Consider the following 23,933-nt stretch of genomic DNA (forward strand, 5'->3'; position numbering starts at 1 on the left):
CTGGGCTCCGGCTTGCAGCCGCGGGCCCTGCCTGGTGTGGCAGGGCAGCGACGGCAACGGGAAACGCGTGCAAATGAACCCCGTCGCAAGAACGGTCCTGCAACGCCTTGGCCTCGGCCTGGTCACGCTGTTCATCGTGTCCATCATTATCTTCTCTGCGATTGCAATGCTGCCGGGCGATTTCGCCAAGGCGATGCTCGGGCAATCCGCGACACCCGAAACGGTCGCCGCCTTCCAGCGAGAAATCGGCATCGACCGTCCGCCTGTCGAGCGCTACTTCGTCTGGGTCGGGCAAATGCTCCACGGTGATTTCGGCTCTTCATTCGCCAGTCGCACCGGGTACCGGCGTACCGTCGCCGAGATCATCGCGCCACGCCTCTACAATACGATGTTCCTTGCATCGATGACCGCGCTGATTGCAGTTCCGCTAGCCCTGGGACTGGGCATCCTCGCTGCGCTCTACCGCAATGGCTGGTTCGACCGGCTGGTGAACGCAGTGACGCTGACAACGATTTCGTTCCCGGAGTTTTTCGTCGCCTATATGCTTGCCTATCTCGTCATCTCGCGCGACACGTTCATCGGATCCGAGTTCGCACAATCACTGCCACACTGGCTTGCGGTCTCATTGAACTGGATACTCAATGCAGTTCCCAAGTTTCCGACATTGTCGAATGTGAACGACCAGACGCCGTTCTGGGAGCATGTTTGGAGAGTAGCCTTGCCGGCGATCACGCTTACGCTCGTCATCGTGGCGCACATGATGAGAATGACACGAGCGGCGATCATCAACATGCTGGCAAGTCCCTATATTGATATGGCGCGGCTCAAGGGAATGTCGCCCATGGCTATCGTACTCAGGCACGCCTTGCCCAACGCATGGGCGCCGATCGTCACGGTGGTGGCGTTCAATCTGGCTTATCTCGTCGTCGGAGTGGTCGTGGTCGAAGTGGTGTTCGTCTATCCCGGCATTGGTCAGCTGATGGTTGATGCGGTCAAATCCAGGGATGTTCCGGTTGTCCAGGCCTGCGCCCTGATTTTCGCGGCGACCTACATCCTGCTCAATCTGACCGCCGACATCATTTCGATCGCCACTAATCCAAGGCTCTTGCATCCACGATGACCAGCTACGAACCAATCGCTCAGGTTCACAGGCTGAGGCGCTCGCGCACCACCCGGGCGAAGACGGCGCTGAAGAAGGCACCCTTCAGTGCATGGTTCGGCATCCTCGTGATCCTCGGCTATGTCATCGTTGCGGTGTTCGCGCACTGGATAGCCCCATACGGCGAAACGCAGGTCTTCAGCGAAGCCTTCGCACCGTGGAGCCAGCAGTTCAAACTGGGAACCGACCAGCTCGGCCGCGATATGCTCACACGCTTGATCTACGGAGCGCGCAACACCATCGGTATCGCGGTCGCCACCACATTGCTGTCCTTCGCGGTTGGCGTCTCGCTCGGCCTTCTTGCCGCATTGTACAGGGGATGGCTCGACCAGATACTGTCGCGTGCCGTGGATGTGTTGATGTCGATCCCAAGCCTGATCTTCGCCCTGGTGCTGCTTTCGATCTTCGGCTCGTCGATCACTAGCCTGATAATCATCATTGCGCTGCTCGATTCTACCCGTGTCTTTCGGCTCGCACGCGCTGTCGGGCTTAACGTGGCAGTGATGGAATATGTCGAAGTGGCGCGATTGCGCGGCGAGGGCCCGAAATGGATCATCGCCAAGGAAATCCTTCCCAACGTGATGCCCCCGCTGGTCGCGGAATTCGGCTTGCGATTTTGCTTCGTATTCCTCACGATCGCGGCACTGTCCTTCCTGGGCGTCGGTATTCAGCCCCCGACCGCCGATTGGGGATCGATGGTGCGCGAGAATGCGACCCTGATCACCTACGGCGACGTCACCCCGCTGCTGCCGGCCGGCGCGATTGCCCTCCTCACGGTCTCCGTGAATTTCGTCGTCGACTGGTTCCTCCACGCAACAAGTGGGTTGCGGGATGAAAAATAGCGCCCCCGGATTGCGCGAAAAAGGCAAGCATCTGCTTCAGATCCGCAATTTGCATGTGGAAGGCTTCTCGGACGAGCGGTGGCATCCCATTGTCCGCGGGGTCGATCTGGCGCTGAAGCGGGGGGAGGTTCTTGGCCTGATCGGCGAGTCAGGCGCCGGAAAATCCACCATCGGCCTCGCCGCGATGGGTTACGCCAAGCCTGGCTGCCGAATCACAAAGGGCTCGATCCTGTTCGATGGTATCGATCTTCTGGCAATCAGCGAAACAGGACGTCGCCGCCTCCGAGGCTCGCGCATCGCCTATGTCGCGCAAAGCGCCGCGGCCTCTTTCAATCCAGCCCACCGTCTCCTCGATCAGACTGTCGAAACTGTGGTGGCTCATGGGATTGCCAGCCGAGAAAAAGCGAACCGGAGTGCGGTCGATCTCTATCGCCGTCTTCAGCTTCCAGATCCGGAGACCATCGGCTTTCGCTATCCTCATCAGGTTTCCGGCGGACAGTTGCAACGGGCAATGACCGCGATGGCAATGGCTTGCCATCCGGACCTCATCGTCTTCGACGAACCAACGACGGCGCTCGATGTGACGACACAGGTCGAAGTTCTCGCCTCCATTCGCAATATCGTGGAGGAATTCAACACCGCTGCAATCTATGTGACGCATGACCTGGCGGTGGTGGCGCAAATGGCGGACCGCATCATGGTTTTGCGCCATGGACTTACCGTGGAGGAGGCAGAAACGCGCCAGATGCTCGCCTCGCCCAGCCAGGAATATACCAGAACGCTCTGGGCCGTGCGCAAGCTCGCAAAGCCCGAAGTTCCGGCCGATGACTATCTGCTTACGATAGACAACGTTGCGGCGGCCTACGGCCGGGCGGTCAAGGTGCTCCAGGATGTCTCCATCAAAGTTCCACGTGGAAGAACAGTGGCCGTGGTCGGCGAATCCGGTTCCGGGAAATCGACGCTCGCCCGCGTCGTTACCGGCCTGTTGCCGCCGCTTTCGGGGTCGATTTCCTTTGCCGGCCATGCCCTTTCCAAGACCCTTAAGGCGCGCCCAAAAGAGATTCTGCGCCGTATACAGATGATTTATCAAATGCCCGACAACGCACTAAATCCGCGCCAGACGGTCGAAGAAGTCATAGCACGGCCGCTTGAGTTCTACCTTGGCCTCCAGGGTGCGCAGAGGGACCGGCGGATCGACGAACTCATGCACATGGTCGAGATGAGCGAAACCTACCTGGACCGTCTGCCGGCCGAACTGTCGGGGGGCCAGAAGCAGCGCGTTTGTATCGCTCGGGCCTTGGCCGCCGACCCGGAACTCATTATCTGCGACGAAATCACGTCCGCGCTCGACCAGATTGTGCAAGAGGAAATTCTGAAGCTGTTAATGCGGCTTCAGCGCGACCTCGGCATGAGCTACATTTTCATCACCCATGACATTGCCACCGTGCGGGCCATCGCCGACGAAATTGTGGTCATGCACCAGGGTAAAGTCGTTGAGCAGGGATTAAAGAGCGAAATTCTCACGCCGCCGCATGCCCCCTATACCGAACGGCTTTTGTCCTCCGTGCCGGAAATGGATCCGGACTGGCTCACAAGGCTGCTCGCCAGCCGGAGGATGTGATCGTCGGGCAGAGTGTTCTTCCATATCGCCAGGACTTATAGGCTTCGCGGTGGGCGCTGGGCGAAGCAGCGGTCGATCGCACAGCGCGCAGCACCCGTCCATACGAGGATAGCGAGCCTTTGCCGCCGTTCGGCTTTCTGAAACGATGGTTGAATACGCGCAATTCGGGAGCCATAGTCCATGCCAACAAGAAGCGATGCTAGTGAAGCGCGCCGGTGGTTTGCCGAAGACCTGCGTGTCTCGTCACCGGGCTTGCACAACCCTGCTGTCATCGAGGCCTTCGCAAAGGTTCCGCGCGAACACTACCTCGGCAACGGGCCATGGCGTATCCATTCGAGATTGCAGATCGGGGCGGTCCATACCAGCCCTTCAGCCGCACTTCATGAGATTTACCACGACGTGGTCTCACTTGACGAAAAACGCGGATTAAACAGCGGTTTGCCGTCGCTTTGGGCCTTGGTTTTCGACCATGTGAACATCGCTCCCGGCCAGACCGTCCTTCAGGTAGGCGCCGGTGTCGGCTATTTCACCGCCATCCTCGCTGAACTGACGGGTTCTGAAGGACGCGTGATTGCCTATGAGATCGACGAAGAACTCGCCCGGCGCGCGCAAAGCAATCTTGCTCATTATGCCCATGTCGAAGTGGTATCCGGTGATGCAACGCAGGCAGTTGATCTGCCGGACCTCGATGTCGTTGTCGCCTTTGCCGGAGTGACGCACGTGCCGGAACGGCGGCTTTCAAATTTGTCCGACGCTGGCCGGATGGCGCTGCCGTTCACGGGCGAAGACCAACGAGGCTTCATGATGCTTCTGGAAAGGGCTGGCGATACCTTTCCCGTACGGCCACTTGTGCCATGCGGGTTTTACCCTGCAGCGGAGCCAGGCGCAGTGACGAAGAAAAGACCTTGAAGGCTGCCCTCAAGGGGGCCCGAGGCAAAGTCACCGGTCTCGCCCAATATCATCGAGGCCGACCAGCAAACGGCATCGAGAACGCTTGGCTGGTGACTGAGACGTACTGGATTTCGAAGGCCTAGAGATCGACATCAATGTCGCGTGTCGCCGTCGTAGCGTGCGGCACGGCTTTCCAAGGGCGATCCATCCGTCGGGAGCAGTCCTAAGCATTGTTATTGCGTCCGAAATTTCCCCGGTCCGCGCGTGGGAATTGCAGCCGCGGTCCTGGCCGGCTGCAGCACAGGCTTCCTCTTGTCCGACCACCGACCAGACCCACGCGGGGTTGAAAGCGGCGGTGCTGTCTTGGTCAGGCCGGACGGCTTTGTCGCGCGGCGGTCATCGCACGGTGTGCCTGATCCCGTACAGGTGATGATCGAAACACTTGACGGGTTTGGTTTCCGCACGCAGGCACACGAACACCATCGGTGAGCGCGCGGATGCCTCCTGCGTTCTGGCACGCCGATGTCGCCACGGTGGCCTTGGCAGACCGAATGTCGCCATTACCGCAAATGGTCAATCAAACCGTTCAGCAGGAGCAGCAACGCCGCAGCGACGACAGCCGCGGCAGCATCGTCCAGCATGATGCCGGCCCCACCCCTTACTTTGTCATGCATGATACGGATGGGCCAAGGCTTGACGACGTCGAAAAACCGGAAAGCAAGGAAGCCTGCTGCCCACCAGAGTGGGTCGAGCGGCAGCATGGACAGTGTCACGGCGGCGCCGAAGGTCTCATCGACGACGACGATCTGCGGGTCCTCCGTCCCGGTTCGGGAGATGACATGCGACGACGCCCATACGCCGACGGCGAACAGGGCCGCATAAGCAAGCACGGTCAGCCAAGGCGATGCCGGTATCAGAGCTGCGGCAACAGCCATTCCAACCATTGCGCCGGCCGTGCCCGGCCATATTGGAGATAATCCCGCGCCAAGAGAGGTCGCGAGCAGGTAAGCAAACTTGGGTGAAAATTTATGCATCGAGTTTCGGCCGGCTTCCGACGGATGGCAAGCAATCATAGTCACATCGTTCGGGCGCGGCCGCCAGACCGCCGGTCGATTTGCGCCGTCGGCTTGGCGAGCGCCTTAATCCGCCGGCCGCTTCCGCCAAAAAGAAATCGCTGTTGCCGCCGGTTGAGAACGTTGCTGAGCCCGGTCTCGGCCCGCTTTGACCAATTGGAACGGTAGCGACGGTGGAACAAACCCGCAAATTGCTGGTAAAGCTCGGTGAAACGACATCATCAGAGGAGCCGCCATGATCGCCGGTCTCATGAAAAGTCGCATCGACCCGCTATGGGAGCAGGCCGCCTCTCCGCTGATCGGGATCGGCATGACGCCGAACCAGGTTACGGCCAGTGGGCTCGTGCTCGTTGCTTTGTCGTCGGCGGCCTACGTCTATCACCATTCAAGCCTTGCCTTTGGCCTTTGCCTGGCGTTTGCCTTCACCTTCGATGCGCTGGACGGTGCTGTCGCCCGCCGGACAAATATGATCACCAAGGCCGGTGGCTATTTCGACGCTGTCGTCGACCGCTATCAGGAATTGGCCGTCTTTGCGGCTATCGGCTGGGTCGCCGATCTGTGGGCGATCGCAATGTTCGCGTTCGCCGGCGGGATACTCACAAGTTACGCCAAGGCGCGGACGGCGCTGGAAATCCCTGTGGAAAACCATGGTTGGCCGGATTTCTTCGAGCGGATGGAACGTCTGGTTTTCATTTGCGTGCTGCTCGCCGCCGACGGAGTCGCGGCCGCCCTGGGCGCGGCATCGCCCTGGATTCTGGCGGGTGGGTTCGCGCTTTACGCAGTGCTGGCCAACGCCACAGCGCTGCAACGGATCAGTCGCGCATTCACGATGCTGAAACGAGCCGACGGAAAGCAGCCGTGAGACTGCAGCCCACTTGCGCGTAGTCTCACATGAAGGTATATCATGCTTCACATGAGGAGGCAGTGATGATGCTGGCGTTCGGAAATGTCGCCGACGTGCTGGGCTTGCCGCCCAAGGAAACGGCTGCACGGTCGCCATTCGGGCTGATGGCTCGAATTGAAGACGGATTGCCCATCGGCGCGCTCGAACGCGTCTCACAATTGCTGGCACCGGCCGATGCCCAGTTCAAATATCGCCTCGTTCCAAAGGCAACCTATGAACGTCGCAAGAGGGGTGCTCTTCGACTGTCTTCGGAAGAGGGCATGCGGGTGGCACGAGTTGCTCGTGTATGGGACTTGGCCCTCGACGTCTGGAAGGTCGAAGATGAGGCTCGTGACTTTCTATTTCGGCCTCATCCCATGCTGGAAGACCGGCGCCCGATCGAAATGGTCATCCAAAACGAGATCGGCGCCGAGCTGGTGATCGATATCCTTGCAGGCCTGAAGTACGGCACCGCCGCTTGACGGCGCAGATACTCGATCGGACGCTGCTGTGCTTCAGGATCGGCGATCCTGCCGGCACTTATCCGATCTTTGACGCGACGGGCTCGACGATTGCGCCCGGCCGCTGGAACACGCCCGGCAGCCCGGTGATCTACGCCAGCGAGCATTATTCGACTGCCTTGCTGGAAAAGCTAGTGCACGGCAGCGGCAGACTGCCGCCCAACCAGCACTACGTCCAGATCATGGTTCCGCGCGGGCTGAGCTACGAGACCTTTTCTCAGCCGTCGCTGCCGGGTTGGGACGTAATGCCGGCAAAGGTGAGCAAGGAATTCGGTGAGACTTGGTGTATCGAGCGCCGCAGCGCGCTCGTAATCGTACCAAGCGTCGTGGCTCGCCTCGACAACAACGTGTTGATCAATCCGGCCCATCCGGAGTTTGCCTTGATCACAGCCAGCCTGCATCAGCCCGTGTATTGGGACAGGCGGCTGTTCGGTTCCTGAGCGGGGCCGGGAGGGGAGGTTCCTGCCTCCTGCGGTCGATTGCTCAAACTCGTCAGCGCCAGCCCAAGCCCGGAGCGACATGGGTCAGGATTGCCTCGACGACATGGGCATTGTAGTCGACGCCGAGCTGGTTTGGGACGGTAAGCAGCAGCGTATCGGCCTCGGCGATGGCCTCGTCGCCCTTTAGCTGCTTGATCAGGACGTCCGGTTCGGCGGCATAGGAGCGGCCGAAGACGGCAAGCCTGTCTGCCTCGATATAACCGAAATGATCTCCGCTTTGGTTGCCGCCGAAATAGGCCCGGTCGCGATCGTCGACCAAAGCAAAAATGCTCCGGCTGACCGACACCCGCGGCTCGCGCGTGTGTCCGGCCGCCTTCCAGGCCTCACGAAAAGCCCGGATCTGTTCGGCCTGCTGGATGTGAAACGGCTTTCCGCCCTCATCGAATTTGAGCGTGGAGCTCTGCAGGTTCATCCCCAGTTTCGCCGCCCATTCGGCGGTGGCGTTTGTGGCGGCGCCCCACCAGATGCGCTCGCGCAGGCCCTCCGAGTGCGGCTCGACGCGAAGCAGCCAGGCGGGTTGGGAAACATCGGCCGCGGGTTGGGCTGCGCAAAGCCTTTGCCCAGCAACACTTCGAGCAGCACTCCGGTGTGTCTGCGGGCCATGTCGGCATCGCTCTCGCCCTCTTGCGGGGCGTAGCCGAAGTAGCGCCATCCCTCGATTACCTGCTCCGGCGAGCCGCGGCTGATGCCCAGCTGCAGACGCCCTCCGGCGATTAGGTCAGCGGCGCCGGCGTCCTCCGCCATATAGAGCGGGTTCTCGTAACGCATGTCGATCACCGCCGTGCCGATCTCGATTCGGCTGCTCTTCGCCCCAACCGCTGCCAGCAGCGGGAAGGGCGAGGCGAGCTGGCGCGCGAAGTGATGCACGCGAAAATACGCGCCGTCTGCACCCAGCTCCTCGGCCGCGACAGCCAGCTCGACGGACTGCAAAAGCGCATCAGATGCCGTCCGGGTCTGTGATTGCGGCGAGGGCGTCCAGTGCCCGAACGAGAGGAAACCAATCTTCTTCATGAAATAGCCAGCCTAGAGGGAAGACAGGTGCAGACTATGCTTCGACGCGGAGCAAAGCACTTCAAAAATGTTGCCCTAACGGCACTCTTCAAAGCCGCTCCGGCCGATTTGGGAGTGAGGGCAGGCGACGAGTTTTGGCAATGCAGAAGCACAATGTGCGACCCGAAAATGGGCGCGTGGCGACGTGTGACGCTGGTCGACACCAAAATAGGGTCCGCTAGGAAGGCGCCGCGAATGCGAGCACGATCGCGATGATGATCAACAGCGGCCCCATCCATTTAAAATGGGTTCCAAAGTTGGTCCACCATGCCTGCCGTTGGCCGGGGCGAGCTTGAGAGGGGTCCGAGAAAAATCCGAAGCCGACGCCAGCCATCCACAACCCGGCGCAGAACATGATGAACTCGTCGATGTAATCCGCGGCCACGCTTCGAAGCTTCGAATTTATGCCGCCGCTACATGCGCCGAATTCGAGCCGATATAGTTACGGATCGTTTCGATGATCCGGTCCTGGTCAGCCTCGCTCAGATAGGGATGCATCGGCAGGCACAGGATGCGCTTCGGCAGCTCTTCCGAAACGGCAAGGCCGGTCGGGGTGCGCGGATAATCGCGATAGGCAATCTGGCTGTGCAGCGGTTTCACATAGTAGATGACCGACGGAATGCCCTTTTCACCGAGATGTGCCTTGAGCCCGTCGCGTTTCGGCGTTTCGATGGCGTATTGCGCCCAGGCCGAGCGGCCGCCGCCCAGATTGCGCGCCGCCTTGACGATATCGCCGAGACCTTCGGCATAGCGATTGGCGACCGCTTGCCGCGCCACCATCTCGTCCTCGAGGATGGCCAGCTTCTCTATCAGGATCGCCGCCTGAAGCGTGTCGAGCCGTGAATTGATGCCGACGCGGACATTGTCGTATTGCGTTTCGCCTTTGCCGTGAAAGGCGAACGAGCGCAGCTGTTCGGCCAGCGCATCGTCATTGGTGAACATCGCACCGCCGTCGCCATAGCAGCCGAGCGGCTTTGCCGGATAGAAGCTGGTCGAGCCGACGGTGCCGAACGAGCCGCACATCTTGCCGTCGGCCGAGCCCCCGGTCGCCTGCGCCGCATCCTCGATGACCATCAGGCCTTCGCCATCGGCGATGGCCATGATCGCCTCGTAATCGGCGGCGAGGCCGAACAGGTCGACGGGAATGATTGCCTTCGGCCTCAGCCGGCCTTCCGCCTTGATCATGGCGATTGCCGCCTCGAGGCTGGCGGTGTCGATATTGTAGCTGTCGGCATCGACATCGACGAACACCGGTTCGGCCTTGGTCAGCGCCACCACTTCGGCCGTGGCGGCAAAAGTGAAGCTCGGCACGAACACCGCGTCGCCCGGGCCGATGCCGGCGGCAAACAGCGGCAACAGCAGCGCATCGGTGCCGTTGGCGCAAGCGACCACATGCTTGGTGCCAATATAGGCGGCGAGCTTGTTTTCGAATTCGGTGACCTGAGGTCCGAGGATATAGCGGCCTTCGTCGACGACCCGGTCGATTGCCGCTTTCAGCCTGTCGCGGATGCGTTCGCGCTGCGCGCCAAGATCGATGAACTGCATGTCGGCCTCAAACGGTTTAGTCAGATAACCGGCCGCTGGTAGCAGACTTGACACGGCCGAGAAAGCCGCGGGGCAAAACCCTGAATTGCTCAAATGTCGCAGCCTGTTACCGCTGACTTCCGACCTGCCCTCTTAAACGCGGGGAAATCCGGGCTTCGGCCGGCTCGATATGGACCTCACAGCCCGTCCCGCCGGGTCGACGAAACATAAAGTGATCGCGGCAGGCAGGTCCTTGAGCGTGTTGCCAGCCGGTTAGGCAATTTCATGCCGCGACGGCGGGTTGGCGCCGGCCCGCGAGACCGTCACAGCCGCGGCTTTCGCGCCGAGCGTCAGCGCCTTATGGATGGCTTCTTCCGGCAGGCCGGCGATGGCCGTCTTCGACAACAGGCCCTGTTCGTGCAAGGAGGCAAGGATGCCGGCATTGAATGTGTCGCCGGCGCCGACCGTATCGACCACCTCGACCTTGTCCGGCACGACCGTGACCCGGTGCCGGCTGCTGTAACCGACCGCGCCCTCGCTGCCGTGGGTGACGACGATCAGCTTCGGACCGCGGTCCAGCCAGTTGCGCACGACGTCCTCATGCGAGCCGGCTTCGTCGAACCAGTTCAGATCCTCGTCCGACAATTTGACGATGTCGGCCATCGCCATCATGCCGCGGATGCGCCTGAGGTGCTTGGCCTTGTCGGGAATGAAGTTTGGCCGGATGTTGGGGTCGAGCATCATCACTCGGCGCTCATGCTCGCGTCGCATGAACTCTTCATAGGCCGACCCGGCCGGCTCCGAGATCAGGCTGATGGCGCCGAACAGCATGGCCTCGATCTCGCTGCCGAGTTCCGGCAGGTCCTCGATGGTCAGCATGCGCCCGGCGGTGTTCTCGTCGTAGAAGGTGTAGGTCGCCTGGCCGTTGTTGAGCCGCACGAAGGCGAGCGTAGTCGGGCGCGGCGAGGTGTGTGCATAGGTGGAACTGACCTTGCTGGCTCCCAGTGCCTCCCTGAGCTGGCCCCCGAACAGATCCGACGACAGGCCGGAGAAGAAGGCAGCGGGCGCGCCGAGCCGGCCAAGCGCAATTGCCGAGTTGAAGACGGCACCACCAACATAGGGCGCAAAGGCCGACTCGCCCTCCGTCGTGGTCCGCGGCAGCATATCGATCAGGGCTTCGCCACAGCAGAGGATCATGAAGTCTTGCTTTCCGGCGGATAGATCACGCCCTTGCGAATGATGATGTTGGCATAAAGCCGCGGCTCGCTCGTCGCGACAATTGCATGTGCGGCCTTGACCCGTGCATAAAAGTCGGCGCCGGCAAGCGCAACCACCTTGCGGCCCGGCGCACGGCTGGCGCAGATCGCTTCCATCTCATGGTGAACCGGATCGGCGAGCAGGGGATCGCCTTTGGCCGAGGCGCGAAACAGCGCCTGCGGCACGGCGTCGTCGACCGGCAATACGCTCAATACCGCATCGAGCACCGGGACGAGATGATGACCGTCGGCGCGGATCAGCCGCTGTGCCTGCTGCTCGGCCGGGTAGTTGCCGTCGACCAAGGCTATCTCGTCGCCATGGCCCATGGCGCGCAATATCGCCAGAAACTCCGGGCCGAGCAGCGCCGGGATGCCGATCAGCATGCTCAGAAGCTCCGGGAAATCGTGGTCGAACCGATGAGGAAGCGCTCCGACAGCGGCAGGCTGGCGCCACCCAGCGCCCGCGCATGGATGCCGACGGTTCCCTCACGAATGGCCGGCAGCCTCAGGCCCTCGCCGTCGATCCGGCCGATGGCCTGGATGACGGCATCGACAAGCCGCCTGCGCACGGCAAGCGGCATCCACCCGTCGATCACCGCGGCTTCGAAATCAATGACGGAGGACGCCGAAACGATGGCATAGGCGAGCGCCTGCGAGGCGCTGGCGATCCAGTCGTCGAGCTCGGCGCCGATCTCGCCCCAGTCCCCCGGTGATGTCCACAGATGCGAGGCCTCGATGCCGCGCGCGTTGAGCGCCTTTTCCAGCATGGCGATCGACGCCACGTCGATCAACTGCGTCGGCTTGCCGTCCGGCCCGGGCACCGGCATCGAGCCCAGCGCGCCGGCATTGCCGGTTGGGCCGCCAAACAACCGGCCGTTCAGCACGATGCCGCCGCCGGCAAAGGCGCCGATGTAGAAATAGACGAAATCGCGTGCCGCACCTGCCGCGTGACCGAACACGAGCTCGGCACCGCAGGCCGAGGTGGCATCGTTCTGCAGATAGACTGGAAATTCGCATTGCGCCTGGATGTCGGCGCGGATGTCGCGATGGCGCCATTCGTCCATGATTTCGCGCGGCGCGCCCGCGGTATCGGCCCAGTTCCACAATTCGAACGGCATGGCGATGCCAAGCCCGGCAATGCGCTTGTCTTGCGCCGGGGTGAGCTCGCCGCGCATCTTGTTCATGCCGCCTGTGACGAATTCCACCGTCTCGCGCGGGGCAGGGTAGCGGTAGGAATGCTGCAGCATCGAGCGTACGTTGCCGAGGAAATCGATCAGCACCAATTCGGCGCTGCGGCGGCCGATCTTCAGGCCGATGAAATAGGCACCGTCGGGATTGAGCGCCATGGGTATCGAGGGCTGGCCGATCTTGCCGCGCAACGGCGCCTGGCGGACGAGCAGGTCGTCCTCCTCCAGCTCGCGCATGATCACCGAGACCGTCTGCGCCGAAAGGCCGGTCATGCGTGCAATGTCGGATTTGGCCAGGCTGCCATGCTGGCGCACCAGCGACAGCACCAGCCGCTCATTGTGGTCCCGCATGCCGCTTTGATTGGTGCCGCGGTGCAGACGGCTTTCGGCCGCATTGGGCGAACCGTGCCTCGTAACGCCGGTCTCCACCCTGTTCCTCCGTCGTTTCCCCTCAATGCTTTTGGTCTAGAGTGGGTGAACAATCCTGCGTTGTCAATAATAAATAAGAGTGATTTAATTATTGACAGTGCTGGCGGACTGGTGTCTCTTGGGATCGGCGCCGATGCTGGGAGATTTCGTCGGACGCGCTGCAGATGTCGGTTGGCCGGCATCCTAAATGGTTCCATGGGAGGAAAATCGTGACCACGTCAAAACTGTTGAAATCCACCGTGTTCGCCGCGGCCGGACTGAGCCTGATGGCCTTTGCGTCGACGGCGTCGGCCGCCGGGGTCGGCGCCTGCTTGATCACCAAGACCGACACCAATCCCTTCTTCGTCAAGATGAAGGAAGGTGCGACGGCCAAGGCCAAGGAGCTTGGCGTCGATCTCAAGACTTACGCCGGCAAGATCGACGGCGACAGCGAGAGCCAGGTTGCTGCAATCGAGAGCTGCATCGCCGACGGCGCCAAGGGTATCCTCATCACCGCGTCCGATACCAAGGGCATCGTGCCGACGGTGAAGAAAGCGCGGGACGCCGGGCTGTTGGTGATCGCGCTCGACACGCCGCTTGATCCGATCGATGCGGCTGACGCGACCTTCGCGACGGACAATCTGGAAGCCGGCAAGCTGATCGGCGCATGGGCCGCCGCGACACTCGGCGATAAGGCCAAGGATGCCAAGATCGGCTTCCTCGACCTGACGCCGTCGCAGCCGACGGTGGACGTGCTGCGCGACCAGGGCTTCATGATGGGCTTCGGCATCGACGTGAAGGACCCCAACAAGATTGGCGACGAGGACGACCCGCGCATCGTTGGCCATGACGTGACGAACGGCAATGAAGAGGGCGGCCGCAAGGCGATGGAGAACCTTCTGCAGAAGGACAACACCATCAACGTCATCCACACCATCAACGAGCCGGCAGCTGTCGGTGCCTACCAGGCGCTCAAGGCCGTCGGTCTCGAAAGCCAGGTGCTGATCGTCTCGGTCGACGGTGGTTGCCCCGGCGTGAAGTCGGTCACCGAAGGCGTAATCGGCGCTACCTCGCAGCAATATCCGCTGCAAATGGCGGCGCTCGGCATCGAGGCGATCGCCACTTTCGCCAAGGACGGGACGAAGCCGAAGCCGACCGAAGGCAAGAACTTCTTCGACACCGGCGTCAACCTTGTCACCGACAAGCCCGCCAACGGTGTGAAGTCCATCGACACCAAGGAAGGCCTCGCCAAGTGCTGGGGCTGAGGCTGGCCTGACCGGCAACAGATCGCGATCGGCCGGGGCTTGATCCCCGGCCGCTCAGGGTGGACGATGTGCCGGTCTAAACGCAAATAGTCCCGGCGGCAGACCGGAAGGCGTGGACGGCGTTGGCTCTTGGCTGAAGCCCAGGGGAGGAAACATGTCTCAAGCACAAGAATTCGAAAAAGTTCTATCGAGCAGCGACACAAGCGTCGCCGCGTTCGACGAGCATAAATCGGCCGTCAAGCGCGCCCAGCATTTCCTGCATTCCACGCCGGCAGCGGTGCCGCTGATCGTGCTGGTTCTCGCGATAATTATCTTCGGCATCACCATCGGCGGGCGTTTTTTTTCATCCTATACGCTGACGCTGATCCTTCAGCAGATCGCCATTGTCGGCATTCTGGGCGCCGCGCAGACGCTGGTAATCCTGACCGCCGGCATCGACCTGTCGATTGGCGTGATCATGGTGATTTCGGCTGTGATCATGGGCAATTGCGCGGTCAGCTACGGTATGCCGGCCGTGCTCGCGGTGGCAATCGGGCTTGTCGCTGGTGGCGCATGCGGCCTGCTCAACGGGGTGCTGGTCGCCTACATGAAGCTGCCGCCATTCATCGTGACGCTGGGCACCTGGAACATCGTCATGGCCACCAACTTCATCTATTCGGCCAATGAGACGATCCGCGACACCGACGTCGACGTTCAGGCGCCTCTGCTGCACCTGTTTGCCTTGAGCTTTAAGGTCGGCACGGCCGTGCTGACGCTTGGCGTCATTGCCATGGTCGTTCTCGTGTTGGTCCTCTGGTACGTGCTCAACCACACCGCGTGGGGCCGCCATGTCTACGCGGTTGGCGACGATCAGGAGGCCGCGAAACTGTCGGGCATCCAGACGAAGAAGGTGCTGGTGACGGTCTATGCCCTTGCCGGGCTGATCGCCGCCTTCGCAGCCTGGGTCTCCATCGGCCGCAATGGCTCGATCTCGCCTTCCGCCGCCGTGACCGACTACAATCTTCAGGCCATCACCGCGACGGTGATCGGCGGTATTTCGCTGTTCGGCGGGCGCGGCTCGATCCTCGGCACGCTGTTCGGCGCCATGATCGTCGGCGTCGTCTCGATGGGCCTCAACATGCTGGGCGCCGATCCGCAGTGGAAGGTGCTGCTCACCGGCGTGCTGATCATCGGCGCCGTGGCGATCGATCAATGGATCAGAAAGGTTTCGGCATAGCCATGACCCAGGAACCCATCCTCACCGCGCGCAGCCTGGTCAAGCGCTACGGTCGCGTTACCGCACTCGACAATGCCGATTTCGATCTCTATCCGGGCGAAATCCTTGCCGTCATCGGCGACAATGGCGCCGGCAAATCGTCGCTCATCAAGGCGATTTCCGGCGCGGTCGTGCCCGATGAAGGTGAGATCCGGCTTGAAGGCAAGCCCGTCGCCTTCAAGTCGCCGATGGAGGCCCGCGAGGCCGGCATCGAGACCGTCTACCAGAACCTGGCTCTGTCGCCGGCGCTGTCTATCGCCGACAACATGTTCCTCGGCCGCGAGATACGCAAGCCGGGGTTCCTCGGCGAATGGCTGCGCATGCTCGATCGCCCAGCCATGGAAAAGCGCGCTCGCGACAAGCTCACGGAGCTTGGCCTGATGACCATCCAGAACATCAGCCAGGCCGTGGAAACGCTTTCTGGCGGCCAGCGTCAGGGTGTGGCGGTGGCGCGCGCCGCCGCCTTTGGCAGCCGGGTGGTGATCATGGATGAGCCGACGGCGGCACTTGGCGTCAAGGAGAGCCGCCGCGTCCTCGAATTGATCCTCGACGTGAAGAAGCGAGGCCTGCCGATCGTGCTGATTTCACACAACATGCCGCATGTCTTCGAGGTGGCCGACCGCATCCACATTCATCGGCTTGGCCGTCGCCTGTGTGTCATCGATCCCAAGCAGCATACGATGTCCGACGCCGTCGCCTTCATGACCGGCGCCAAGGTGCCGCCGGAAGCGGCGCTGGCAGCTTGAGCAAGAGCTTGAGGCCCATCGCCGAGGAACCCGAACGCGCTGTTTCCAAATGCCAAATTGCCGCAGGGCAACCCGGCTTTCGGTCGACTGAATCGATTGAACATCCTGTGGGATACACTAGCATTGGTAGAGATGGTGAAAGCCGCATGATCCTGGCAACGTCACGAGAGGCAGCATGACGCGCGCGATGACAACCGAAGCTCCTCCGCCCACACTCGAAAACCCGGATCCCAAGACGCTCGCCGACGAAGTCTTGCAGGCCCTCAAATACAGGGTCGGCAAGGGCACCAACGTTGCAACCCAGTACGATTGGCTTACCGCCTCAATCAAGGTTGTGCGCGACCGCATCGTCGATCACTGGATGCAGGCAACCCAAGAGGCCTACGCCCAGCAGGAAAAGCGGGTCTATTACCTGTCGCTGGAATTCCTCATCGGCCGCCTGATGCGCGATGCCTTCTCCAATCTCGGCCTGATGGACAATATGCGCGAGGCGCTGTCGTCGCTTGGCGTCGACCTCGACATCATTGCAGCGCTCGAACCGGACGCTGCCCTTGGCAATGGCGGTCTTGGCCGGCTCGCCGCCTGTTTCATGGAAAGCATGGCTACCGTCGATATCCCCGCGCATGGCTACGGCATTCGCTATGCCAACGGCATGTTTCGGCAGGAGATTCATGACGGCTGGCAGGTGGAACTGCCCGAGACATGGCTCGATCACGGCAATCCCTGGGAGTTCGAACGCCGCGAGCGCTCCTTCGAGGTCGGCTTCGGCGGCTCGGTGGAATCGATCACCTCGAAGGACGGCAGGCTCGAGCGCCACGTCTGGAAGCCGACCGAACATGTTCTGGCCGTTGCTTACGATACGCCAGTGGTCGGCTGGCGGGCCAATCGCGTCAATACGCTGCGTCTGTGGTCCGGCATGCCGGTCGACCCGATCCTGCTCGACAAGTTCAACGCCGGCGATCACATCGGCGCGCTCGCCGAAAGCAACAAGGCCGATGCATTGTCGCGCGTCCTTTACCCGGCCGATTCCCACAAGGCCGGCCAGGAGCTGCGACTGAGGCAGGAGTATTTCTTCTCCACCGCCTCGCTGCAGGACATCGTCCAGCGTCATCTTAGCCAGTATGGCGACTTGCAATCGCTGCCCGACAAGGCGGCGATCCATCTCAACGACACCCATCCGGCGATCGCCGTAGCTGAGCTGATGCGCCTGTTGATGGATGTCCACGGCATGGATTTCGACCAGGCCTGGAGCATCACCAAGCGCACCTTCGGCTACACCAACCACACGCTGCTTCCCGAAGCGCTCGAAAGCTGGCCCGTGCCGCTGTTTGAGCGGCTGTTGCCGCGCCACATGCAGATCGTCTACGCCATCAACGCCGAAGTGCTGCTCGAGGCGCGCGCCTCCGACCAGTTCTCGGACGAGCAGATCAGCCGCATCTCGCTGATCCAGGAAAATGGCGATCGCCGCGTGCGCATGGGCAATCTGGCCTTTGTCGGCTCGCACTCGATCAACGGCGTCTCGGCCCTGCACACGGAATTGATGAAGGAGACGGTGTTTGCTGATCTCCACAGGCTCTACCCGGACCGCATCAACAACAAGACCAACGGGATTACACCGCGGCGCTGGCTGATCCAGTGCAATCCCGGCCTCACGACACTCACCCGAGAGGCGATTGGCGACGGTTTCCTCGACGACATCGACGAGATAAAGCGGCTTGATCCTTTCGCCGGGGACGCCGCCTTCCGCGACAAGTTCGCCGCCGTCAAACGGGCGAACAAGACGAGGCTTGCCAATCTTGTTGCCGACCGGCTCGGCATCAAGGTGGACCCCTCGGCGCTGTTCGACATCCAGGTCAAGCGCATCCACGAATATAAGCGCCAGCTCTTGAACATTCTCGAAGCGGTCGCGCTTTACGACCAGATCCGCTCACATCCAGAGCGCGACTGGATGCCCCGCGTCAAATTCTTCGGCGGCAAGGCGGCGCCCAGCTATCACAATGCCAAGCTGATCATCAAACTTGCCAACGACGTCGCCCGTGTCATCAACCGCGACCCTGCGGTGCGCGGCTTGCTGAAAGTGGTGTTCGTGCCGAACTACAATGTCAGCCTGGCCGAGATCATGATGCCGGCCGCCGATCTTTCGGAGCAGATATCGACCGCCGGCATGGAAGCCTCCGGCACCGGCAACATGAAGTTCGCGCTGAACGGTGCGCTGACCATCGGCACGCTCGACGGCGCCAATGTCGAGATCAAGGAATGCGTCGGCGACGACAACATCTTCATCTTCGGCCTGACCACAGAGGAAGTCGCCGAGCGGCGCAACAATGGTTACGATCCGCGCGCCGTGATCGAGGGCTCGCCCGAATTGGCGCAGGCGCTGTCGGCGATTTCATCGGGCGTCTTCTCACCTGACGACCCGGACCGTTATCGCGATCTGATCAACGGTCTTTACCAGAGCGACTGGTTCATGGTCGCCGCGGATTTCGATGCCTACGCCGCCACCCAGCGCGACGTCGATGCCGTCTGGCGCAACAGCCCGGACTGGTACGCCAGGGCGATCCGCAATGTCGCCCGCGTCGGCTGGTTCTCGTCCGACCGCACAATCCGCCAATATGCGAAAGACATCTGGCACGTGCCCGCCTGATGTGATTGCATGAGTCCAGGAATAATGTGGCCCTAGTGGAGTGATTTGACCTTCGCATCCCTTGGAAGGTCAGGCGGCCTGTGACTGTCGAAAACTTCACTAGAAACACACACTTGGTGCCCCGGGGAGGATCACTGCCTGATGAGCAAGCCGCGCGCGACCGTTGCGACAAGCGGGCCGGACGGACTGGCGCAAACCAGCGATGTCGCGGCGATTGTCGCGGGCACGCACGGCGACCCGTTTGCCGTGCTCGGCGTGCATGAGGCTGGGAAGGGATTTGTCGCCCGTTGCTTCGTTCCTCATGCCGAGTCCGTCACTGCCTACACGCTGACCGGCAAGAAGGCTGGCGAGCTGTCGAGGCGTGACGATCGCGGTTTCTTCGAAGGCAAACTGTCGCTGCGCAAACGCCAGCCGCTGCGCTACCACGCCAGGAACGCCGGCGGTGACTGGTGGCTGACCGATCCATATTCCTTCGGCCCCGTGCTCGGTCCGCTAGACGATTATTACATCGCCGAAGGATCGCATCTCAGGCTGTTCGACAAGCTCGGCGCCCATCTCATAGACCATGAAGGTGCATCGGGCGTACATTTTGCGGTGTGGGCGCCCAATGCAAGGCGCGTCTCGGTGGTCGGCGACTTCAACGAGTGGGACGGCCGCAGGCATACCATGCGCGTCCGCCGCGACACCGGCATCTGGGAACTGTTCATTCCCGACATCGGCGCTGGCCGCCCTTATAAGTATGAAATCATCGGGCCGGATGGCGTGAGATTGCCGCTCAAAGCCGATCCGTTCGCCTTCAAGTCCGAACTGCGCCCGGCCACCGCCTCGGTGACGGCTTTGCCGCCGGCGCATGAATGGGGTGACGAGGCGCACCGGAACTACTGGCGCAATGCCGACCACAGGCGCGAAGCCGTATCGATCTACGAGGTCCATGCCGGGTCATGGCGGCTTCACGACGACGGCAGCTTTCTGTCGTGGGATGAGCTCGCCGACAGGCTGATCCCTTACGTGGTCGAGACCGGTTTTACCCACATCGAATTCATGCCGATCTCCGAACACCCTTATGACCCGTCCTGGGGCTACCAGACGACGGGTCTTTATGCGCCGAGCGCCCGCTTTGGCGATCCGGGCGGTTTTGCCCGCTTCGTCGATGGCGCCCACCGTGCAGGCATCGGCGTCATCCTCGACTGGGTGCCGGCGCATTTCCCTGTTGACGAACACGGTCTGGCAAAGTTCGACGGTACCGCGCTCTACGAACATGCCGATCCGCGCAAGGGCTTCCATCCCGACTGGAACACAGCGATCTATAATTTTGGGCGCCGCGAAGTGATTTCGTTTCTGGTCAACAATGCGCTGTTCTGGGCCGAGAAATATCACGTCGACGGACTGCGCGTCGATGCGGTCGCCTCGATGCTTTATCTCGATTATTCGCGCAAGGCCGGCGAATGGATCCCCAACGAGAAGGGCGGGCGCGAAAACCTCGAGGCGGTCAGCTTCCTGCAGCGTATGAACAAGGAGGTCTACGGCCACCATCCGGGCGTGATGACCATCGCCGAGGAATCGACCTCGTGGCCGAAAGTCTCGCAGCCAGTGCATGAAGGCGGGCTGGGCTTCGGCTTCAAGTGGAACATGGGCTTCATGCACGACACTCTGGAGTATTTCTCCAAGGAGCCGATCTTCCGCAAGCATCACCACAACGACATCACCTTCGGCCTGGTCTACGCCTTCAGCGAGAATTTCGTGCTACCGCTGTCCCATGACGAGGTGGTGCACGGCAAAGGCACGCTGCTCAACAAGATGGCCGGCGACGACTGGCAGAAATTCGCGACGCTGCGCGCCTATTACGCCTTCATGTGGGGCTATCCCGGCAAGAAGCTGTTGTTCATGGGCCAGGAGTTCGCGCAGCGCCGCGAGTGGAGCGAGGCGCGCGCGCTCGACTGGAACCTGCTCGATTTCCGGCTCCACCGTGGCGTCTGGCAGACGGTGCGCGACCTCAACTATCTCTACCGCTCGCGCCCGGCGCTGCATGCCCGCGACTGCGAGCCGGAGGGCTTTTCCTGGCTGATCGTCGACGACAGCGCGAACTCGGTCTTTGCCTGGCTGCGCAGCGCGCCGGGCGGCAACCCGGTCGCCGTCATTTCCAACTTCACGCCGGTGCCGCGCGACAACTATCGCGTGCCGTTGCCGCAGGCCGGAAAATGGCGCGAGATCATCAACACCGATGCCACGGATTATGGCGGTTCCGGCATGGGCAATAGCGGCGCGGTCGAGGCTCAGGCGGAAGGAGGAGGCATTTCGGCGACGATGCTTTTGCCGCCGCTGTCGACAATCATGCTCGAATTCGTCCCAGACTAAGCTATGTCTGGAGTATCTAACCTGGGAGGATAAGAATGGCTGAAATAAAACGAACCCAGCCGCTGGCACGCGACGCCATGGCTTATGTGCTGGCCGGCGGCCGTGGCAGCCGGCTCAAGGAACTGACCGACCGCCGTGCCAAGCCGGCGGTCTATTTTGGCGGCAAGACCCGCATCATCGATTTCGCGCTCTCCAATGCGCTCAATTCCGGTATCCGCCGCCTCGGCGTCGCCACCCAATACAAGGCGCATTCGCTGATCCGCCACCTGCAGCGCGGGTGGAACTTCCTGCGGCCCGAGCGCAACGAGAGCTTCGACATCCTGCCGGCCAGCCAGCGTGTGTCGGAAACGCAATGGTACGAGGGCACCGCCGACGCCGTTTACCAGAACATCGACATCATCGAGGCCTATGGGCCGGAATACATGGTCATCCTGGCCGGCGACCATGTCTACAAGATGGACTACGAAATGATGCTGCGCCAACATGTCGAGGCCGGCGCCGACGTCACCGTCGGCTGCCTCGAAGTGCCACGCATGGAAGCTACCGGCTTCGGCGTCATGCATGTCGATCCCAAGGACACCATCATCTCGTTCATCGAAAAGCCCGCCGATCCGCCGGGCATTCCCGACAAACCGGATTTTGCGCTGGCCTCGATGGGAATCTATGTGTTCAAGACCAAGTTCCTGATGGAGCAGTTGCGTCGCGACGCGGCAGAGCCCGGCTCGAGCCGCGACTTCGGCAAGGACATCATCCCCTACATCGTCGAGCACGGAAAGGCGATCGCCCATCGCTTCGCCAAATCCTGCGTGCGCTCGACCGCCGAGAACGAGGCCTATTGGCGCGACGTCGGCACGGTCGACGCCTATTGGGAGGCCAATATCGACCTGACCGACATCACGCCGGAACTCGACCTCTACGACCGCGACTGGCCGATCTGGACTTATGCCGAGTTGAAGCCGCCGGCAAAGTTCGTGCATGACGAGGATGGCCGCCGCGGGTCGGCCGTGTCGTCTCTCGTGTCGGGCGATTGCATCGTTTCGGGCGCTTCGCTGAAGCGAAGCCTGATCTTCACCGGCGCGCGCATCAATTCCTATTCGACACTGGAGGAGGTCGTCATGCTGCCCGACGTCCATGTCGGCCGCAACGCCAGGCTGAAGCGCGTAGTCATCGATCACGGCGTCAGGATTCCGGAGGGGCTGGTGGTCGGCGAGGATCCCGTCCTCGACGCCAAGCGTTTCCGCGTTTCGGAAAAAGGCATCTGCCTGGTCACGCAGGACATGATCAACAGGCTGGGATCGTAGTGCATGCAGGTTCTGTCGGTGGCGCCCGAGATCTTTCCGCTGGTCAAGACCGGAGGGCTCGCCGACGTAACCGGCGCCTTGCCCATGGCATTGGCCGGCAAGGGCGTCACCATGCGCACGCTCGTCCCCGGCTACCCGCAGGTGATGGGCGCCTTCAAGAAAAAGAAGGCGGTTCAGCAATATCCGTTGCTGCAGGGCGGCAAGGCGTCGGTGCACGCCGTCCAGATCGCCGGCCTCGACCTGTTCGTGCTCGACGCGCCGCATCTTTTCGACCGCCCCGGCGGTCCATACGGCAACGCGACCGGCGCCGACTGGCCGGACAATTGGCGGCGGTTCGCTGCCTTGAGCCAGGTAGGCGGCGACATCGCCGGGGGCTCCATCTCGGGCTACCTGCCCGATATCGTCCATGCCCATGACTGGCAGTCGGCAATGACGCTCGCCTACATGCGCTACGGCAAGGCGGTGGGCACGCCGTCGATGATCACCGTGCACAACCTCGCCTTCCAGGGCCAGTTCGGCGCCGGTATCTTTGGCGAGCTTGGCCTGCCGGCGGCGGCGATGGCGCTCGACGGCGTCGAATATTACGGCGGCGTCGGCTTCCTCAAGGCCGGCCTGCAGGCCGCCTGGGCGATCACCACGGTCAGCCCGACCTATGCGCAGGAAATCCGTTTGCCCGAATTCGGCATGGGCCTCGACGGCCTGATCAACATGCGCTCCGTCGATCTCCATGGCATCGTCAACGGCATCGATACCGAGATATGGAACCCGGAAACCGACAAGCATCTGGTCTCCAACTACACGGCAAAGACGCTTAAGGCGCGAATGCCCAACAAGGCCGCGGTCGAGGACCGTTTCAGCCTCGATCGCGATGACAGCCCGATCGTCTGCGTCGTCAGCCGGCTGACCTGGCAAAAGGGCATGGACATATTGGCTGCTGCCGTCGACGGGATCGTCGCGGCAGGTGCACGGCTGGCAATCCTTGGGTCTGGCGACGCTGGGCTGGAAGGCACGTTGCTTGCCGCCGCAGCCCGCCATCGTGGCCGCATCGGCGTCGTCGTCGGCTATGACGAGGGGCTCTCCCACACCATGCAGGGCGGCTGCGACGCCATCATCATCCCGTCGCGCTTCGAACCTTGCGGGCTGACGCAACTTTACGGCCTGCGCTATGGCTGCGTGCCGGTCGTCGCGCGCACCGGCGGCCTTGCCGATACGGTCATCGATGCCAACGAAGCCGCCATCTCGGCCGGCGTGGCGACCGGCTTCCAATTCGCGCCCGCCAATGCCGGCGCCTTGCTGCACGCCGTCCGCCGCCTTGTCGAGGCGCATGGCAATCCCACGGTGTGGACGTCGATGCAGCGGCAAGGCATGAAGGCCGACGTTTCGTGGGACAAAAGCGCCGAAAAATATGTTCAACTCTATCGCTTGCTGCTTTCGAAAAGGGCTGCCTGACTG

Annotated in this window: 20 protein-coding genes and 1 pseudogene; 14 read left to right on the top strand and 7 right to left on the bottom strand. The window is 61.8% G+C overall.

What is annotated here, in order from left to right; translation table 11 throughout:
• The first annotated feature begins 73 nt into the window (after nt 1-73).
• The 4 genes from NKJ35_RS11695 to NKJ35_RS11710 all read left to right on the top strand — a co-directional run bounded on the left by NKJ35_RS11695 (nt 74) and on the right by NKJ35_RS11710 (nt 4,531).
• Nucleotides 74-1,120: an ABC transporter permease gene (locus NKJ35_RS11695; protein ID WP_352531700.1), complete on the top strand. Its 1,047-nt coding sequence runs from the start codon at nt 74-76 to the stop codon at nt 1,118-1,120.
• Nucleotides 1,117-2,001, top strand: coding sequence for an ABC transporter permease (locus NKJ35_RS11700; RefSeq protein WP_352647125.1), 885 nt, complete (start codon nt 1,117-1,119; stop codon nt 1,999-2,001). Before NKJ35_RS11695 ends, NKJ35_RS11700 begins: the two co-directional genes overlap by 4 nt.
• On the top strand, nt 1,991-3,622 hold the full coding sequence (locus NKJ35_RS11705) for an ABC transporter ATP-binding protein (RefSeq protein ID WP_352647127.1): 1,632 nt from the start codon (nt 1,991-1,993) through the stop codon (nt 3,620-3,622). Before NKJ35_RS11700 ends, NKJ35_RS11705 begins: the two co-directional genes overlap by 11 nt.
• 180 nt (nt 3,623-3,802) lie before the next feature.
• A complete protein-coding gene (locus NKJ35_RS11710; RefSeq protein WP_352647130.1) occupies nt 3,803-4,531 on the top strand; it encodes a protein-L-isoaspartate O-methyltransferase family protein in 729 nt (242 codons plus the stop codon).
• Nucleotides 4,532-5,073: 542 nt separating this feature from the next.
• Here the strand turns inward: NKJ35_RS11710 and NKJ35_RS11715 are convergent.
• On the bottom strand, nt 5,074-5,586 hold the full coding sequence (locus tag NKJ35_RS11715; RefSeq protein ID WP_352647132.1) for a phosphatidylglycerophosphatase A family protein: 513 nt from the start codon (nt 5,584-5,586) through the stop codon (nt 5,074-5,076).
• 235 nt (nt 5,587-5,821) lie between these two features.
• On the opposite strand from NKJ35_RS11715, the gene NKJ35_RS11720 reads away from it, so the two are divergent.
• The 3 genes from NKJ35_RS11720 to NKJ35_RS11730 all read left to right on the top strand — a co-directional run bounded on the left by NKJ35_RS11720 (nt 5,822) and on the right by NKJ35_RS11730 (nt 7,430).
• Nucleotides 5,822-6,448: a CDP-alcohol phosphatidyltransferase family protein gene (locus NKJ35_RS11720; RefSeq protein WP_352647135.1), complete on the top strand. Its 627-nt coding sequence runs from the start codon at nt 5,822-5,824 to the stop codon at nt 6,446-6,448.
• 68 nt (nt 6,449-6,516) lie between these two features.
• The gene (locus NKJ35_RS11725; protein WP_254819913.1) at nt 6,517-6,951 is read left to right on the top strand and encodes an Xre family toxin-antitoxin system antitoxin; all 435 of its coding nucleotides are present in this window, start codon (nt 6,517-6,519) and stop codon (nt 6,949-6,951) included.
• Nucleotides 6,948-7,430, top strand: coding sequence for an RES family NAD+ phosphorylase (locus NKJ35_RS11730; protein WP_352647137.1), 483 nt, complete (start codon nt 6,948-6,950; stop codon nt 7,428-7,430). Before NKJ35_RS11725 ends, NKJ35_RS11730 begins: the two co-directional genes overlap by 4 nt.
• A gap of 52 nt (nt 7,431-7,482) precedes the next feature.
• Here the strand turns inward: NKJ35_RS11730 and NKJ35_RS11735 are convergent.
• From NKJ35_RS11735 to NKJ35_RS11760, 6 genes and pseudogenes are all read right to left on the bottom strand, one after another.
• Nucleotides 7,483-8,501, bottom strand: a pseudogene (locus NKJ35_RS11735) (LLM class flavin-dependent oxidoreductase).
• 217 nt (nt 8,502-8,718) lie between these two features.
• Entirely contained in the window at nt 8,719-8,925 is a 207-nt protein-coding gene (locus NKJ35_RS11740) for a hypothetical protein (RefSeq protein WP_352647140.1), read from the bottom strand.
• A 17-nt stretch (nt 8,926-8,942) separates the two neighbouring features.
• A complete protein-coding gene (locus tag NKJ35_RS11745; RefSeq protein ID WP_352647142.1) occupies nt 8,943-10,085 on the bottom strand; it encodes a DegT/DnrJ/EryC1/StrS family aminotransferase in 1,143 nt (380 codons plus the stop codon).
• A 252-nt stretch (nt 10,086-10,337) separates the two neighbouring features.
• Nucleotides 10,338-11,261, bottom strand: a complete 924-nt coding sequence (locus NKJ35_RS11750; RefSeq protein ID WP_352647144.1) for a carbohydrate kinase family protein — start codon at nt 11,259-11,261, stop codon at nt 10,338-10,340.
• Nucleotides 11,258-11,704, bottom strand: coding sequence for an RbsD/FucU family protein (locus tag NKJ35_RS11755; protein WP_352647146.1), 447 nt, complete (start codon nt 11,702-11,704; stop codon nt 11,258-11,260). The genes NKJ35_RS11750 and NKJ35_RS11755 overlap by 4 nt, the downstream gene beginning before the upstream one ends.
• Before the next feature lie 2 nt (nt 11,705-11,706).
• Nucleotides 11,707-12,936, bottom strand: coding sequence for an ROK family transcriptional regulator (locus tag NKJ35_RS11760; RefSeq protein ID WP_352507573.1), 1,230 nt, complete (start codon nt 12,934-12,936; stop codon nt 11,707-11,709).
• Nucleotides 12,937-13,202: 266 nt separating this feature from the next.
• On the opposite strand from NKJ35_RS11760, the gene NKJ35_RS11765 reads away from it, so the two are divergent.
• The 7 genes from NKJ35_RS11765 to glgA all read left to right on the top strand — a co-directional run bounded on the left by NKJ35_RS11765 (nt 13,203) and on the right by glgA (nt 23,930).
• The gene (locus NKJ35_RS11765) at nt 13,203-14,180 is read left to right on the top strand and encodes a sugar ABC transporter substrate-binding protein (protein ID WP_502894341.1); all 978 of its coding nucleotides are present in this window, start codon (nt 13,203-13,205) and stop codon (nt 14,178-14,180) included.
• Nucleotides 14,181-14,334: 154 nt separating this feature from the next.
• The gene (locus NKJ35_RS11770; protein WP_352479482.1) at nt 14,335-15,396 is read left to right on the top strand and encodes an ABC transporter permease; all 1,062 of its coding nucleotides are present in this window, start codon (nt 14,335-14,337) and stop codon (nt 15,394-15,396) included.
• Nucleotides 15,397-15,398: 2 nt separating this feature from the next.
• Nucleotides 15,399-16,181 carry an ATP-binding cassette domain-containing protein gene (locus NKJ35_RS11775; protein WP_254819893.1) on the top strand — a complete coding sequence of 261 codons (783 nt, stop codon included), beginning with the start codon at nt 15,399-15,401 and terminating at the stop codon, nt 16,179-16,181.
• 175 nt (nt 16,182-16,356) lie between these two features.
• Nucleotides 16,357-18,825, top strand: coding sequence for a glycogen/starch/alpha-glucan phosphorylase (locus tag NKJ35_RS11780; RefSeq protein WP_352647149.1), 2,469 nt, complete (start codon nt 16,357-16,359; stop codon nt 18,823-18,825).
• A 141-nt stretch (nt 18,826-18,966) separates the two neighbouring features.
• On the top strand, nt 18,967-21,180 hold the full coding sequence (gene glgB / locus NKJ35_RS11785) for a 1,4-alpha-glucan branching protein GlgB (RefSeq protein WP_352647151.1): 2,214 nt from the start codon (nt 18,967-18,969) through the stop codon (nt 21,178-21,180).
• 35 nt (nt 21,181-21,215) lie between these two features.
• The gene (glgC, locus tag NKJ35_RS11790) at nt 21,216-22,481 is read left to right on the top strand and encodes a glucose-1-phosphate adenylyltransferase (protein WP_254819896.1); all 1,266 of its coding nucleotides are present in this window, start codon (nt 21,216-21,218) and stop codon (nt 22,479-22,481) included.
• A gap of 3 nt (nt 22,482-22,484) precedes the next feature.
• On the top strand, nt 22,485-23,930 hold the full coding sequence (glgA, locus tag NKJ35_RS11795; RefSeq protein ID WP_352647153.1) for a glycogen synthase GlgA: 1,446 nt from the start codon (nt 22,485-22,487) through the stop codon (nt 23,928-23,930).
• Nucleotides 23,931-23,933: the final 3 nt, after the last annotated feature.

It is taken from the genome of Mesorhizobium sp. M0136, assembly GCF_040322515.1.
Taxonomy (GTDB): Bacteria; Pseudomonadota; Alphaproteobacteria; order Rhizobiales; family Rhizobiaceae; genus Mesorhizobium.

What these genes read in the sequence shown, in the direction of transcription:
- NKJ35_RS11695 (WP_352531700.1), top strand. Translation starts at nt 74, where the DNA reads ATGAACCCCGTCGCAAGAACGGTCCTGCAACGCCTTGGCCTCGGCCTG.
- NKJ35_RS11700 (WP_352647125.1), top strand. Translation starts at nt 1,117, where the DNA reads ATGACCAGCTACGAACCAATCGCTCAGGTTCACAGGCTGAGGCGCTCG.
- NKJ35_RS11705 (WP_352647127.1), top strand. Translation starts at nt 1,991, where the DNA reads ATGAAAAATAGCGCCCCCGGATTGCGCGAAAAAGGCAAGCATCTGCTT.
- NKJ35_RS11710 (WP_352647130.1), top strand. Translation starts at nt 3,803, where the DNA reads ATGCCAACAAGAAGCGATGCTAGTGAAGCGCGCCGGTGGTTTGCCGAA.
- NKJ35_RS11715 (WP_352647132.1), bottom strand. Translation starts at nt 5,586, where the DNA reads ATGATTGCTTGCCATCCGTCGGAAGCCGGCCGAAACTCGATGCATAAA.
- NKJ35_RS11720 (WP_352647135.1), top strand. Translation starts at nt 5,822, where the DNA reads ATGATCGCCGGTCTCATGAAAAGTCGCATCGACCCGCTATGGGAGCAG.
- NKJ35_RS11725 (WP_254819913.1), top strand. Translation starts at nt 6,517, where the DNA reads ATGCTGGCGTTCGGAAATGTCGCCGACGTGCTGGGCTTGCCGCCCAAG.
- NKJ35_RS11745 (WP_352647142.1), bottom strand. Translation starts at nt 10,085, where the DNA reads ATGCAGTTCATCGATCTTGGCGCGCAGCGCGAACGCATCCGCGACAGG.
- NKJ35_RS11750 (WP_352647144.1), bottom strand. Translation starts at nt 11,261, where the DNA reads ATGATCCTCTGCTGTGGCGAAGCCCTGATCGATATGCTGCCGCGGACC.
- NKJ35_RS11755 (WP_352647146.1), bottom strand. Translation starts at nt 11,704, where the DNA reads ATGCTGATCGGCATCCCGGCGCTGCTCGGCCCGGAGTTTCTGGCGATA.
- NKJ35_RS11765 (WP_502894341.1), top strand. Translation starts at nt 13,203, where the DNA reads ATGGCCTTTGCGTCGACGGCGTCGGCCGCCGGGGTCGGCGCCTGCTTG.
- NKJ35_RS11770 (WP_352479482.1), top strand. Translation starts at nt 14,335, where the DNA reads ATGTCTCAAGCACAAGAATTCGAAAAAGTTCTATCGAGCAGCGACACA.
- NKJ35_RS11775 (WP_254819893.1), top strand. Translation starts at nt 15,399, where the DNA reads ATGACCCAGGAACCCATCCTCACCGCGCGCAGCCTGGTCAAGCGCTAC.
- NKJ35_RS11780 (WP_352647149.1), top strand. Translation starts at nt 16,357, where the DNA reads ATGACGCGCGCGATGACAACCGAAGCTCCTCCGCCCACACTCGAAAAC.
- glgB (WP_352647151.1), top strand. Translation starts at nt 18,967, where the DNA reads ATGAGCAAGCCGCGCGCGACCGTTGCGACAAGCGGGCCGGACGGACTG.
- glgC (WP_254819896.1), top strand. Translation starts at nt 21,216, where the DNA reads ATGGCTGAAATAAAACGAACCCAGCCGCTGGCACGCGACGCCATGGCT.
- glgA (WP_352647153.1), top strand. Translation starts at nt 22,485, where the DNA reads ATGCAGGTTCTGTCGGTGGCGCCCGAGATCTTTCCGCTGGTCAAGACC.